This is a genomic window from Sulfitobacter sp. M85, from assembly GCF_029285915.1.
Classification (GTDB): Bacteria; Pseudomonadota; Alphaproteobacteria; order Rhodobacterales; family Rhodobacteraceae; genus Sulfitobacter; species Sulfitobacter faviae.
In genome coordinates, this window is record NZ_JABECQ010000007.1 from 1 (window position 1) to 13356 (window position 13356).

Here is a 13356-nt window from a genome sequence, read left to right on the forward strand (position 1 = left end):
TTCCGCCGAGTGGAAGCGATCTGTGCGTGAATGGCACCGCGTTAAAAGCCAACTCGCCATCATGTTCGAAGAACGCTTTCCCATGGCGTAACTAAAGACGTCAGGGCACAAAATTACGCACACTCCCTGGCGGTGCTATCCGGTGAGAAAGTCACGGGATAACTGATGCATGAAAACAATCGAAAAGATCGGGCGGTTCACCATAGCTGAGAACCGGCGCGCACTCTACCTGAGATGGTGGGATTCTCACGCTAAGAAAACTCAAACGAAATGCCTGCATGCGGCGACTCTGGAACAGGCAAGAACGCTCGCAAAGGAGCGCATGAAGGTCGTCTTGGATCGCACCGAGACTATTCGACCTGACAGCGGCGATGATCCGACGTTCGGTGAAATTTGGCTTGGCTTTGAGCAGGACAAGCGGAAGCAGCTTGCAGCCGAACGCTTTCGTCTCTTGGAAAATCGGAGGGAGCTATACTTTAAACCGCATCTTTGGAACGTCAGAATGTCCAAGATGGGTCCTGCTCTTCGGGCGCTGGTAAAGGGCATGGAAGAGGGTCGGGTTCGCCCCGAAAATGCCAAGTCGAAGCTAAAGACCCTTACACCTGACGGCAAGCCCAGGCTACATCCCAATACTATTGCTGACATTATCGGCAGCGCAGTAGAGGCCTGCGCACTCGCGAAAAGCGACAGTCTAACGACTCACAATCCGCCCAAGATCCCTTTCATCGCAGGGGTCACAGCGCCGGAAGATCGAGATCCGAAAGGCAGATACATCAGCTTCGAGGAACTGGGCCTACTGATCGACGCTTGCAAGCGTCCACACGTTCTCGATCTTCTTCTTCTCGACATCGGCTGCGGTGGTCGGATCGGCGCGGTGGCAGACATGACGGGGGCGAAGGTTCGCCTTGATCTTGGTGTTATTGATCTTCTTGGGGAAGGATTTGTCGAAACAAATCGGCGAAAGAAAACTCCAATTATACCGGTTACTGGTCCTATGGAGCGTATTTTGAGCAGGCTCGTTGCGGCAAATCGAGACGGTTTCCTTATTCATGAAACCGGCGGCCCAATCTCAGCAGGCGCTCGCAATTTTACGCAAATTATTCAGAGATTGGTGGCGCGAGCGCATTCGGCCAGAACGCCTGACCAGGTCAAGCGGAAGGTGCTGGAACCAACCGAACAAGGGAATGTAAACTGGTATTCGATTAGGCGCACATTTGCCGATTGGCTCGACGAGAGGGTGAGTGATGCGGCAATCAGCGCAGTTATGGGGCATTTTGAGATTTCCTCTCGGACCAGGCGTCAACTTTTCGAGGCCGGGAGCCCTACCACCGACCTCTACAAACGCCGCAAATTGGGGCCGGTCCTTGAAGTTGCGGCCGTTCTCGATGGGGAATGGTGGCCTTCCATTCAGCCATTCACAACTGTAGATCTGCGAAGAGAGACTTGAAGGCTGAAGCGAGCTGATGCATGATGTTGGTTAAGGTTTTAATATATAAAGATTTATATGAGTTAGATAACCGCGTGCATGACGTGCAGATCACCCGCGAAAGCCCGAACTACCGTATCGGTTAACCCATAAAGCAACGGCCCGCGGCCCGTTCTTTGCAAAAGGAAAATGCCATGACCCCCGGCGCGCGCGTATCCGCTGCGATAGAAGTTCTGGACGCAATTGCCGGGGGGCTGGCCGCCGAACAAGCGCTGACCCGATGGGCGCGTCAGAGCCGTTTCGCGGGCTCCAAAGACCGTGCCGCCGTGCGCGATCACGTGTTCGACGTGCTGCGCCAGAAACGCAGCGCGGCGCATTATGGCAAGGGGGAGACGGGCCGCGCGCTGATGATCGGTGTGCTGCACGGGCAGGGGGGCGACCTTGACGCGCTCTTCTCAGGGGCGGGCCATGCGCCCGCGCCGCTGACCGAGGCTGAACGGGCCTTCCCGCCAGCGCCCGAGGATCGCGCAACGCGGCTGAACCTGCCCGACTGGCTGCTCCCCCTGTTCGATACGGCGCTTGGGGAGAATGCGGATGCCGCGGCCCTCGCGCTTCAAGAGCGCGGGCCGATCTGCCTGCGGGTCAACACGGCGCGGATCGCCGTGCCCGCCGCGCAAGAACTGCTGGCCGAAGAGGGTGTCCAAACCCGCGCAAACCCGCTTGCCGAAGCCGCGCTGACCGTGACCGAAGGCGCGCGCCGCATCCGAAATTCCGCCGCCTTCACCGACGGTTACGTCGAATTGCAAGACGCAGCGAGCCAAGCTGTCGTCGCCGCTCTGCCGCAAGGGGGCCGGGTGCTTGATTACTGCGCCGGCGGCGGCGGCAAAGCGCTTGCGCTGGCCATGGACTCCGCGCGTGAGATCACGGCACACGACATAGACCCCCGCAGAATGAGCGACCTTCCCCCCCGCGCCGATCGCGCGGGCGTCGCGATTTCCCTAGCCGATACAGAAGAGGCCAAAGCGGGCGCCCCCTATGATCTCGTCCTCTGCGATGCGCCCTGTTCCGGCTCGGGCGCATGGCGCCGCGCGGCGGAGGGGAAATGGACCCTGACCCCCGAGCGCTTGACCGAGCTGACCACCATTCAGGACCAGATTCTCGATACCGCAGCAGGACTTACAGCACGCGGCGGAGTCTTGGCCTATGCCACCTGCTCCCTGTTTCGCGAAGAGAACGAGGCGCGGGTCGAAGCCTTCTTGGCCCGCCATCCCGAGTGGCGAGTCGCCCGCATGGATCGCTATGAGGTAACTCCCGATGGCGACGGTTTCTTCTCAGCACAGTTGACGCGCGAGTAAATTTACCCATAATCAACCAATGCGTGCAAACCGATTTCGGTTAAAGCCTGCTTAACCTCTGTCGCACGTAATAGTCGTATGATTCGGTTGTTAGCGGATGTGCGTGCAGCAGGGCGTTGGGCATTCAGGGATTGGGGGGCAGGCGGGGCTCAGGCGGCTTTGGCTGCTTGTAGTGACGGCCATTGCCGCTGGCGCGCTTGCGCTGCGCAGCACCGATGCGACGTTGCAGCTTGCCCTTGCCGCCTCGTCGGCCACATTGGTTTTTATTTCAACTGGTTACATCGTCTTTCTTCTATGGGATAGGGGCCGGAATCGGGTCAGCGCGGATGGAGTCGCGGACTTCATCGCAAAAGACGCCGCACCCAGTTTCATCGCCACCTCCGATCGGCAAGTCATTTACCGCAATGAGGCGGCTCTGAAGCAGTTCGGCGAGGGCGGCGAAGAAACCCTCGCGCAGGCCTTACGAGCGCATTTCGCCAATCCCGTGGGCCTTCTCTACCGCCTGCAATCACGCGCCACCGCCAGCGGCAACGCGCGGGAAGAGGTGATTACCCGGTCCGGCCCCATGCGCCTATCGGTGCACCAGTTATCAGCCGACCGCCTGCTTTGGCGGATTGAAAGCGTGGCCACCCGCGAGGGCCCCCGCAGTACGCACGAAAGCATGGCCTTGCCAATGGTCATGCTGGGCCGCGGCGGGACGATCCTTTTCATGAATGAAGCAGCGCGCATGCTAGTCGGGGAACGGGTGAAGTCACTGGACCGATTGTTTAATTCCCTACCACTAACCCCCGGAACCGTGACTGAAATCGCCACCGCGGAAGGAAACCGGCAGGTACTGGTGGCCGAGGTTGAAGCCGGTGCGAACCGCCGCGCGCTCTATCTTCTGCCGCCGCCCGAAGGGGCTGCCTCTCCCAATGAATTAGGCTGGGAAACCTTTCAAGACCTCCCCGTGCCGATGATCAAACTGCGCCCCGATGGAACGGTATTGGCCTTCAACCGTATGGCGGGGAAATTGCTTGGCGTGTCGCTGCGGCGCGACAGTCATCTTTCGCATCTGATGGAGGGGCTCGGCCGCTCGATCTCGGACTGGCTGCAAGACAGTCTGGCGGGGCGGTTAGTTCAGAAGTCGGAATTCCTCAGGCTTACCCGAACGGATCAGGAGGTCTTCGTTCAGGTCTCACTCAACCGCATATCCGAAGCAGGCGAGGCGGCCCTCATCGCGGTGCTGCAGGACGCGACCGAACTCAAATCGCTCGAGGCACAATTCGTGCAGAGCCAGAAAATGCAAGCCATCGGGCAGTTGGCCGGGGGCGTCGCGCATGACTTCAACAACCTTTTGACGGCAATTTCTGGGCATTGTGACCTCCTCTTGCTGCGGCACGATCAGGGAGACCCGGATTTCAGCGATCTGGTGCAGATCAACCAGAACGCCAACCGGGCGGCCGCGCTTGTGGGGCAACTCCTCGCCTTTTCGCGCAAACAAACCCTCCGGCCAGAGACGCTCGACATGCGCGATACCCTCGCCGATCTCACGCATTTGCTGAACCGACTGGTGGGCGAAAAAGTAACGCTGACCCTCAGTCATGACCCGGTACTTGCGCCGATCCGGGCGGATAAACGCCAGTTGGAGCAGGTTTTGATGAACCTTGTCGTCAACGCCCGCGATGCCATGCCCGCCGGGGGCGAGATCCGTATCGTGACCGAGGTGACGGCCCTCGACCAACCACTTGAAAGAGATCGGGTCAGCGTGCCAGCAGGCCGCTACGTCACGGTGCAGGTGCATGACGATGGCACGGGCATTCCGAAGGATAAGCTGCAAAAGGTGTTCGAGCCGTTCTTCACCACCAAGCGAACCGGCGAGGGCACCGGCCTTGGCCTCTCCACTGCCTATGGTATCGTCAAACAAACGGGCGGTTTCATCTTTATCGACAGTGAGTTGGGCAGGGGCACATGTTTTACCCTCTACTTCCCCGTGCTGGAGGGCCAGCCCACTGCGGTCGCGAAAAAGCCCCCGGCATCGCCGGATCAAAGCCCGCTTCAGCGGTCCGACGGGGTGATCCTTCTGGTGGAGGATGAAGCGCCCGTGCGCGCCTTCGCAAGCCGCGCATTACGGCTCCGCGGCTACACGGTGCTCGAAGCCGAATCCGCCGAAGCCGCGTTAAAGATGCTCGAAGATAAGGATTTGGATATCGATGTATTCGTAACAGACGTCGTTATGCCCGGCATGGATGGGCCAAGCTGGGTGCGCCAAGCGCTCAAACAACGCCCGGATGTGCGGGTTGTTTTCGTCTCCGGCTATGCGGAGGATAACTTCGGTCAGGAACAGTCGAAAATTCCGAATTCTGTCTTCCTGCCCAAACCCTTCTCTCTCACCGACCTGACCACAACGGTCCACAATCAGCTACATTAAGCATCGCCTGGGGCAGGGTTATGTAATCGACTCGTAAAGCTCAAACTCCGCCGCGAACTTACGGCGAAAGCGTTTTTCCACATTCGGGGAAAGCGCCAGCTCCATCTTGGGAGAGACATTCTCCTGCCCCAAGGTCAGCGTCACGTCGAGCCGCTCTTCCAAAAAGCGACGGAGCCGCGTCTGATCTTCATAGCGGAAATGGTGAGTGATCCCGGTGCCGTTCGGTTGGGTCTCCATGAACTTCAGCTGGCTCCCCACATCGGCGAAGCCCGGCTTGTCGCCCTTCATATAGGCGAGAACGAATTCGTCGAAAGTGATCCCGAAGGTGTTGTTCGGCTTGCCCTTCATGAAGGGGCGCTGCCGATAGCGATACCAACTGCCCAGCCAAGAGATCGGTTCGCGCATCACTGCCATCAGCTCAAGCTCGGCATCGCAAACCTTTAGAAACATTGGCCGAATGAAACGATTATAGCGATAAACAGGCGCATGCTTCAGCATGGGCGGATCGGAAATCACCATGTCCGCCCGCGGCGCCAGTGCTTTCTCATAGGCCGTGGTTCCGGTCTTTGGGACCGACAGAAAAGCCAGCCGTTCTTTAAAAAAAACAATCAATTGCGTCTTACCTTGGGCTGCAGGCGGCCCTTTCTGGTTCGGGTAAACCATTTCTTTACCATTCTCGCCAAAACATAAAGGACAAACAAAGTCATTGAAATGTTCCACATTTACCCTCATATGGAACATTAGAGGAACATAAGCGGCGCAGCGCGCAGGCGATTGCCGCCGGGGCGCCACTGTGACACTAAGGAATGAACCTAATGGCAACGGCAGATCTTTTGACGATGGACAGCAAGAAAACCGCAGAAAAGCAAAAGGCGCTCGACAGCGCGCTGGCCCAGATCGAACGTCAGTTCGGCAAAGGGTCGATTATGAAACTGGGGGCCGAAGGGGCGATCCAGGATATCAAAGCCAGCTCCACAGGCTCGCTTGGCCTTGATATTGCGCTTGGCATCGGCGGCTTGCCGATGGGGCGTATCATTGAGATTTATGGCCCGGAATCCTCGGGTAAGACAACTCTGACCCTGCACTGCGTGGCAGAGCAGCAGAAGGCGGGGGGCGTTTGCGCCTTTGTCGACGCGGAACATGCACTTGATCCGCAATATGCGAAAAAGCTTGGCGTGGACATCGACGAGCTGTTGATCTCCCAGCCCGACACGGGTGAACAGGCGCTTGAGATCACCGATACGCTGGTACGCTCTGGCGCGGTCAATATGGTGATCGTCGACTCCGTCGCGGCCCTGACGCCGAAATCTGAGCTTGAAGGTGAGATGGGCGACAGCAATGTCGGTGTTCAGGCCCGTTTGATGAGCCAGGCGATGCGCAAACTCACCGGGTCAATCAGCCGGTCCAATTGTATGGTTATCTTTATCAACCAAATCCGGATGAAGATCGGCGTGATGTTCGGCTCTCCTGAGACCACCACTGGCGGTAACGCGCTGAAATTCTACTCCTCCGTCCGTCTCGACATCCGCCGGATCGGCGCCCTGAAGGACCGAGACGAGGTTGTTGGCAACGCGACGAAGGTCAAGATCGTCAAGAACAAGGTCGCGCCGCCTTTCAAACAGGTCGAATTCGATATCATGTATGGCGAAGGCATCTCCAAAATGGGCGAGTTGCTGGACCTTGGGGTGAAGGCCGGTGTGGTCGATAAATCCGGCTCGTGGTTCAGCTATGGGGATGAGCGGATCGGGCAGGGGCGTGAGAACGCTAAGAACTTCCTGAAACAGAACACTGCCATGGCGTCGGAGATCGAAGATAAGATCCGCGCGGCCCACGGGTTGGACTTCGAAGGCTCCGGCGGTGACGACGCGGATATTCTCGAAGCTTAACCTGCTTTGACAATTTGAATTTACGAAGGGGCGTGGCCAAAGGCTGCGCCCCTTTTTCATGAGCGGGAACGGTGGACAGCGCCGGGGCTGAGGGGTATTTGGGACCGATCAAATCTGCCCCGGAAGGCCTCGCCATGAAGACGCTGAATGAAATTCGCTCAACTTTTCTGAATTATTTCGATGCGCAGGGGCATCAGATCGTGCCCTCCAGCCCGCTGGTGCCGCGCAACGACCCGACATTGATGTTCACCGCGGCCGGTATGGTTCAGTTCAAGAACCTCTTCACCGGGGTCGAGACGCGCGATTACAGCCGTGCCACATCGGCGCAGAAATGTGTGCGGGCGGGCGGCAAGCACAATGACCTCGACAATGTCGGCTATACCGCGCGGCATCACACGTTTTTCGAGATGCTCGGAAATTTCAGCTTTGGCGATTACTTCAAGGCCGAAGCGATCCCCTTTGCTTGGGACCTGCTGACCAAGGAGTTCGGCATCGACCCGAACCGCCTTTTGGTCACAGTGTACCATACCGATGAAGAGGCGGTTAAGATCTGGAAGGCGCATACCGGACTGCCGGATGAGCGCATCATTCGCATCGCGACGGATGATAACTTCTGGTCCGCTGGACCCACCGGCCCCTGCGGGCCCTGTACCGAGATTTTCTATGATCACGGCGATCACATTTGGGGTGGCCCTCCGGGATCGCCCGAGGAAGACGGTGACCGTTTCGTCGAGATCTGGAACCTCGTTTTCATGCAATACGAGCAGTTCGAAGACGGCACGCGCCAGCCGCTGCCCAACCAGTCGATCGATACCGGGATGGGGATCGAACGGGTGGCCGCGTTGTTGCAGGGCACGAATGACAACTATGCCACCGACCTCATGCGCAACCTGATCGAGGCGAGCGCCCATGCGTCTTCGACCGATCCCGACGGGCCGGGCAAGACCCATCACCGGGTGATCGCGGATCACCTGCGGTCGACCTCCTTCCTGATTGCCGATGGGGTAATGCCTTCCAACGAGGGCCGTGGATATGTGCTGCGCCGGATCATGCGGCGCGCCATGCGCCATGCGCATCTGCTCGGCGTTAAGGATCCTTTAATGCATCAGCTGGTACCATCCTTGGTGCAGCAGATGGGCGCGGCTTACCCTGAGTTGGGGCAGGCGCAATCGCTTATCCGTGAGACTTTGCTGTTGGAGGAAACCCGTTTCCGCCAAACGCTGGATCGCGGTCTGAAGCTGCTGGATGATGAGTTGAGCGGTTTGCCCGAGGGGGCGACCCTGCCGGGGGAGGCGGCATTTAAACTTTATGATACATATGGCTTCCCACTTGATCTGACGCAGGATGCGCTGCGCGAGAAGGGCCGTGCGGTCGATACCGAGGGGTTCGACAAGGCGATGGCGGCGCAGAAGGCCAAGGCCCGTGCGGCTTGGGCCGGCTCCGGCGAGGCTGCGGATGCTACCGTTTGGTTCGATGTGGCCGACAAAAGCGGCGTGACCGAGTTTTTGGGCTATGACACCGAAAGTGCTGAGGGGCAGATCGTCGCCTTGGTGCAGGGCAGTGATCAGGTCGAAACAGCCGCAGTGGGCAGCGACGTGCAGGTCGCGCTGAACCAGACACCGTTTTATGCGGAAAGCGGCGGGCAGGTCGGCGATACCGGCGTGATCCGGACGCAGACCGGTATCGTGAACGTGACCGATACGCGGAAATCGGCGGGCGTTTTCGTGCATTTCGGCCATGTGGTCGAAGGCGAGGTGAAGCCGGGGCAGACCGCTGTTCTTGAGGTGGATCGTTTGCGGCGCAGTGCCATCCGCGCCAACCACTCGGCCACGCACTTGCTGCATGAGGCCCTGCGCAACGCGCTTGGGGACCATGTCTCGCAGCGCGGTTCGCTGAATGCGCATGATCGTCTGCGGTTTGACTTCTCCCATGCCAAGGGGTTGACGCAGGAAGAGTTGAGCCAAGTCGAGCGTGAGGTGAATGATTACATCCGCCAAAACACGCCGGTTGAGACCCGGATTATGACGCCGGACGATGCGCGCGCCATGGGGGCGCAGGCGCTCTTTGGTGAGAAATATGGCGACGAGGTGCGTGTCGTCTCGATGGGGCAGTTGGAAGGGTCCGGCAAGGGCAGCGACAAGTCAACCTATTCGCTGGAGCTTTGCGGCGGCACCCATGTGCGGCAGACAGGCGATATCGGCGCCTTCGTCCTTTTGGGAGATAGCGCGAGCAGCGCGGGCATCCGCCGGATCGAAGCGCTGACCGGGACCGAGGCTTTGGCATGGCTGCGCGAACAGGAGGCGGCGCTGAGCCGGGTCGCGGCGGAGTTGAAAACCTCGGCCAGTGACGTGCCGGAACGGGTGCGTGCATTGTTGGACGAACGTCGCAGCTTGACCAACGAAGTGGCGCAACTGCGTCGTGAATTAGCGATGTCGGGCGGCGGCGCGGCTGCGCCCGAAGCGCGCGAGGTGAGCGGCGTGAAATTCGTAGGCCAAGTGCTGAGCGGAATCACGGGCAAAGACCTGCCGGGTCTGGTGGATGAACATAAGGCCAAGCTCGGCTCAGGCGCGGTTTTGTTGATCGCCGACACCGGCGGCAAGGCCGCAGTCGCAGGCGGTGTGACGAAGGATTTGACAGATCGTCTCTCGGCGGTCGACATGGTGAAAGCGGCGGTGGCCGAACTGGGCGGTAAGGGCGGCGGTGGCCGTCCCGACATGGCGCAGGGGGGCGGCGCTTCGGCGGAGAATGCCGAGGCGGCGATTGCCGCGGCTGAGAACATCTTGAAAGGATAAGGCCCATGGGCGCACTTTGGATTGCACATGTTACCGTCACCGATGAGGAGGCGTATAAGAAATACGCCGCCGGCGCCACCGAGGCCATTGCGGCACATGGCGGTAAGTTCATCGCCCGCGGCGGGCGGTTCGTTCAGCTTGAGGGTAAAGAGCGACCGCGCAACGTGGTGGCGCGTTTCCCCGATGTCGAAACAGCCGAAAAATGTTACCATTCCGATGCTTATCAAGCGGCGTTGAGCCATGCGCGCGGAGCCTCCGAGCGTGAACTAATGATCGTCGAAACCGACGAATGATCCTGAAACGCCCCGCCTGAATGACAGGCGGGGCGTCTTGCATTGCCGGGGCGGAACCTTCTAAGGGGAGGGTGGTTGATCCCTCATGAACTTCGACCGACTATCCGCTTTCGCCCAATGGTGCCGCCGCCATGTGGAGGTGACGACATTGGCTCTGATGGGGCTTTCGATCACAGCCGTTTGGACATTGGCCGAACTGACTGAAGAGGTCGTCGAAGGCAGCACCAGCAGCCTTGACCGTGACATCCTGTTGTTCTTGCGCACGCCCGGCGACCTGTCCGATCCCATCGGCCCGTGGTGGGTGGAGGAAATTGGCCGCGATTTGACGGCGTTGGGCGGGGTCGCGGTGCTGGTACTGACGACCGTCGTCGTCTCGCTTTTTTTCCTGCTGCAACGGCGGTGGTCGACCGCGCTTTACATCCTCGCCACCGTTGGCGGGGGCATCGTGCTGAGCAGCATCGCCAAGGAGTTTTTCGACCGTCCGCGCCCTGACCTCGTGCCGCATGGCTCACTCGTGCATACGGCAAGCTTCCCCTCGGGGCATTCGATGATGGCGGCGGTGGCTTACCTTACCCTTGGCGCGATGGTGGCGCGGGCGCAGAAACGCTGGGCGCTCAAGGTCTATACGCTGGCGGTTGCCGTCCTGCTCACGCTGCTCGTTGGGATCAGCCGGGTCTATATGGGGGTGCATTGGCCGACGGATGTGGCGGCGGGCTGGCTTGGCGGCGGGGCTTGGGCCATCCTTTGCCTGATTGCGGCGTTGAGTTTGGCGAGGCGTGGGCATATCGATCGCGAGGAAAGCGATACTTAACGCCGCGAGGTCTCCGAGCCCCGGATATGAAAACGGCAGCGCATCGTAAAATGCGCTGCCGTTTTGTTTTGATTTACCGTAGCTTAGCTGGCTTTTGCCATCCGCTTGCGCTCATGCGGGTCGAGGTAACGCTTACGCAGGCGCACGGCGTTCGGGGTCACTTCGACCAGCTCGTCGTCGTCGATATAGGCAATCGCCTCTTCAAGGCTCAGCGTCATCGGCGGGGTCAGGCGCACCGCGTCATCGGTGCCCGAGGCTCGCACGTTGGTCAGCTTCTTGCCCTTCAGCGGGTTCACTTCCAGATCGTTGTCGCGGCTGTGCTCGCCGATGATCATGCCGGTGTAGACGTCCGCCTGCGCGCCGATCATCATCTTGCCGCGCTCTTCGAGGTTCCACAGCGCGTAAGCGACCGAGGTGCCGTTCTCCATCGAGATCAGCACGCCCGCGCGGCGGCCCGGGATCGGACCCTTGTGCGGCGCCCAGCCGTGGAAGACGCGGTTCAACACGCCGGTGCCGCGGGTATCGGTCAGGAATTCACCGTGATAGCCGATGAGCCCGCGCGAGGGGACATGGGCGATGATCCGGGTCTTGCCGGCGCCGGCTGGTTTCATCTCGACCAGTTCGCCCTTGCGGGTGCCGGTGATTTTCTCGATCACCGCGCCGGAGTATTCGTCATCCACGTCGATGGTGGCTTCTTCGATCGGCTCATGGCGCACGCCGTCGATCTCTTGGAACAGCACCTGCGGGCGGGAGATCGACAGCTCGAACCCCTCACGGCGCATGTTCTCGATCAGAACGCCCATCTGCAATTCGCCGCGGCCTGCGACTTCGAAAGCCTCACCGCCCGGCGTGTCGGAGATTTTGATCGCCACGTTGCTTTCCGCCTCTTTCAGCAGACGCTCGCGGATCACGCGGGATTGCACCTTCTTGCCGTCACGGCCTGCAAGTGGGCTGTCGTTGATGCCGAAGGTGACGGTGATGGTGGGCGGGTCGATCGGCTGCGCCGGGATCGCTTCGTTCACCGAAGGATCGGCCAGCGTATCGGCCACGGTGGCCTTGGCCATGCCCGCGATGGAGACGATGTCACCGGCTTCGGCCACGTCGATAGCGGTCTGTTCCAGCCCGCGGAAGGCAAGGATTTTGGTGGCGCGGAAAGTCTCGATCTGGGTGCCGTCGCGCGACATAGCCTTAACGGTTTGGCCCGCTTTCAGGGTGCCGGTTTCGACACGACCGGTCAGCAGGCGGCCCAGGAACGGGTCACCGCCGAGCGTCGTGGCCAGCATCGTGAAGGGCTTGTCGGCGTTTTCGATCTGCTTCGGCGCGGGGACGTGATCAAGGATCAGGTCGAACAGTGCAGAGAGGTCTTTGCGCGGCCCGTCAAGTTCGGCATCCGCCCAGCCGGAGCGGCCAGAGGCATACATATGCGGGAATTCGAGCTGTTCGTCGGTGGCGTCGAGGCTGGCGAAAAGGTCGAAACACTCATCCAGCGCGCGATCAGGTTCGGCATCCGGCTTGTCGACCTTGTTCAGCACGACGATCGGGCGCAGGCCCAGTTTTAACGCCTTGGAGGTCACGAATTTGGTCTGGGGCATCGGGCCTTCGGCGGCGTCCACCAGAAGCACCACACCGTCGACCATCGACAGGATGCGCTCGACCTCGCCGCCGAAGTCGGCGTGGCCCGGCGTGTCGACGATGTTGATGCGGGTGTCGTTCCAGACGACGGAGGTTGGCTTGGCGAAGATGGTGATGCCGCGCTCACGCTCCAGATCGTTGCTGTCCATGGCGCGCTCGGTGGTCGCCTGGTTTTCACGGTAGGTGCCGGATTGTTTCAGAAGCTCGTCCACCAGCGTCGTCTTGCCGTGGTCGACGTGGGCGATGATTGCGATGTTGCGCAGGTCCATTAAGTCAGCCTTTGGATAGGGGAGGGACGCGCCAACCTGAAGCTGCGCGTATAATTGCGCCGCCCATACCGCGCCCCGGCTACAATTGCTAGCCCTAATGCCGTGACGCCCCCCTTACTGCGCGAAGCTGTGCCACTGGTGCAGCCTTAGTGGGTGGCGCTGTTCGAAAAGAGGTGGATGACCAGAATGCCGCTGATGATCAGCAAAAGGCCGAGGACAGCGGGCAGGTCCAGCCGTTGGCCGAAAAGCACGAAACCGATAATCGCGATCAGCACGATGCCCAGACCGGCCCAAAAGGCATAGACGATCCCGACCGGCATGACCTTCAGCGCCAGCGACATGCAGTAGAAAGAGATCATGTAGAAGACCACCACCGCCACCGAAGGCCAGAGCCGGGTGAACTGATGCGAAGCCTGCACCGCGGTCGTGCCAAGGGTTTCCGCCACCACGGCGATGATGAGCCACAGGTAATGCATCTCGAT

General features: G+C 60.0%; 10 protein-coding genes. 7 read left to right on the forward strand and 3 right to left on the reverse strand.

The window, feature by feature from the left end:
* Positions 1–169: 169 nt before the first annotated feature.
* The 3 genes from HKX24_RS13645 to HKX24_RS13655 all read left to right on the forward strand — a co-directional run bounded on the left by HKX24_RS13645 (position 170) and on the right by HKX24_RS13655 (position 5191).
* Positions 170–1447 carry a site-specific integrase gene (locus HKX24_RS13645; RefSeq protein WP_136720494.1) on the forward strand — a complete coding sequence of 426 codons (1278 nt, stop codon included), beginning with the start codon at positions 170–172 and terminating at the stop codon, positions 1445–1447.
* A gap of 173 nt (positions 1448–1620) precedes the next feature.
* Positions 1621–2781, forward strand: coding sequence for an RsmB/NOP family class I SAM-dependent RNA methyltransferase (locus HKX24_RS13650; protein WP_271693716.1), 1161 nt, complete (start codon positions 1621–1623; stop codon positions 2779–2781).
* A 97-nt stretch (positions 2782–2878) separates the two neighbouring features.
* Entirely contained in the window at positions 2879–5191 is a 2313-nt protein-coding gene (locus tag HKX24_RS13655; protein ID WP_276154057.1) for an ATP-binding protein, read from the forward strand.
* An 18-nt stretch (positions 5192–5209) separates the two neighbouring features.
* Here the strand turns inward: HKX24_RS13655 and HKX24_RS13660 are convergent, their stop codons facing one another.
* Complete coding sequence (locus HKX24_RS13660; protein WP_271693818.1) at positions 5210–5803, reverse strand: gamma-glutamyl kinase; 594 nt, start codon at positions 5801–5803, stop codon at positions 5210–5212.
* 203 nt (positions 5804–6006) lie between these two features.
* Between HKX24_RS13660 and recA the strand changes: the two genes are divergently transcribed.
* The 4 genes from recA to HKX24_RS13680 all read left to right on the forward strand — a co-directional run bounded on the left by recA (position 6007) and on the right by HKX24_RS13680 (position 10973).
* Entirely contained in the window at positions 6007–7077 is a 1071-nt protein-coding gene (recA, locus tag HKX24_RS13665) for a recombinase RecA (RefSeq protein WP_067261794.1), read from the forward strand.
* A 134-nt stretch (positions 7078–7211) separates the two neighbouring features.
* Positions 7212–9869: an alanine--tRNA ligase gene (gene alaS, locus HKX24_RS13670; protein ID WP_271693718.1), complete on the forward strand. Its 2658-nt coding sequence runs from the start codon at positions 7212–7214 to the stop codon at positions 9867–9869.
* Between the two features lie 5 nt (positions 9870–9874).
* Positions 9875–10162, forward strand: a complete 288-nt coding sequence (locus tag HKX24_RS13675) for a DUF1330 domain-containing protein (protein WP_093741992.1) — start codon at positions 9875–9877, stop codon at positions 10160–10162.
* An 85-nt stretch (positions 10163–10247) separates the two neighbouring features.
* Positions 10248–10973: a phosphatase PAP2 family protein gene (locus tag HKX24_RS13680; protein ID WP_067261800.1), complete on the forward strand. Its 726-nt coding sequence runs from the start codon at positions 10248–10250 to the stop codon at positions 10971–10973.
* Between the two features lie 83 nt (positions 10974–11056).
* Here the strand turns inward: HKX24_RS13680 and typA are convergent, their stop codons facing one another.
* Both typA and HKX24_RS13690 read right to left on the reverse strand, forming a co-directional pair.
* The gene (gene typA / locus HKX24_RS13685; RefSeq protein WP_209218798.1) at positions 11057–12874 is read right to left on the reverse strand and encodes a translational GTPase TypA; all 1818 of its coding nucleotides are present in this window, start codon (positions 12872–12874) and stop codon (positions 11057–11059) included.
* Positions 12875–13020: 146 nt separating this feature from the next.
* On the reverse strand, positions 13021–13350 hold the full coding sequence (locus tag HKX24_RS13690) for an SMR family transporter (RefSeq protein WP_271693720.1): 330 nt from the start codon (positions 13348–13350) through the stop codon (positions 13021–13023).
* Positions 13351–13356 lie beyond the last annotated feature (6 nt).

Bases quoted from the DNA above. Each gene is read 5' to 3' on its own strand.
- HKX24_RS13690 (WP_271693720.1), bottom strand. From the start codon at position 13,350: ATGCATTACCTGTGGCTCATCATCGCCGTGGTGGCGGAAACCCTTGGC.
- HKX24_RS13645 (WP_136720494.1), top strand. From the start codon at position 170: ATGAAAACAATCGAAAAGATCGGGCGGTTCACCATAGCTGAGAACCGG.
- HKX24_RS13650 (WP_271693716.1), top strand. From the start codon at position 1,621: ATGACCCCCGGCGCGCGCGTATCCGCTGCGATAGAAGTTCTGGACGCA.
- alaS (WP_271693718.1), top strand. From the start codon at position 7,212: ATGAAGACGCTGAATGAAATTCGCTCAACTTTTCTGAATTATTTCGAT.
- HKX24_RS13675 (WP_093741992.1), top strand. From the start codon at position 9,875: ATGGGCGCACTTTGGATTGCACATGTTACCGTCACCGATGAGGAGGCG.
- HKX24_RS13655 (WP_276154057.1), top strand. From the start codon at position 2,879: ATGTGCGTGCAGCAGGGCGTTGGGCATTCAGGGATTGGGGGGCAGGCG.
- HKX24_RS13680 (WP_067261800.1), top strand. From the start codon at position 10,248: ATGAACTTCGACCGACTATCCGCTTTCGCCCAATGGTGCCGCCGCCAT.
- typA (WP_209218798.1), bottom strand. From the start codon at position 12,874: ATGGACCTGCGCAACATCGCAATCATCGCCCACGTCGACCACGGCAAG.
- recA (WP_067261794.1), top strand. From the start codon at position 6,007: ATGGCAACGGCAGATCTTTTGACGATGGACAGCAAGAAAACCGCAGAA.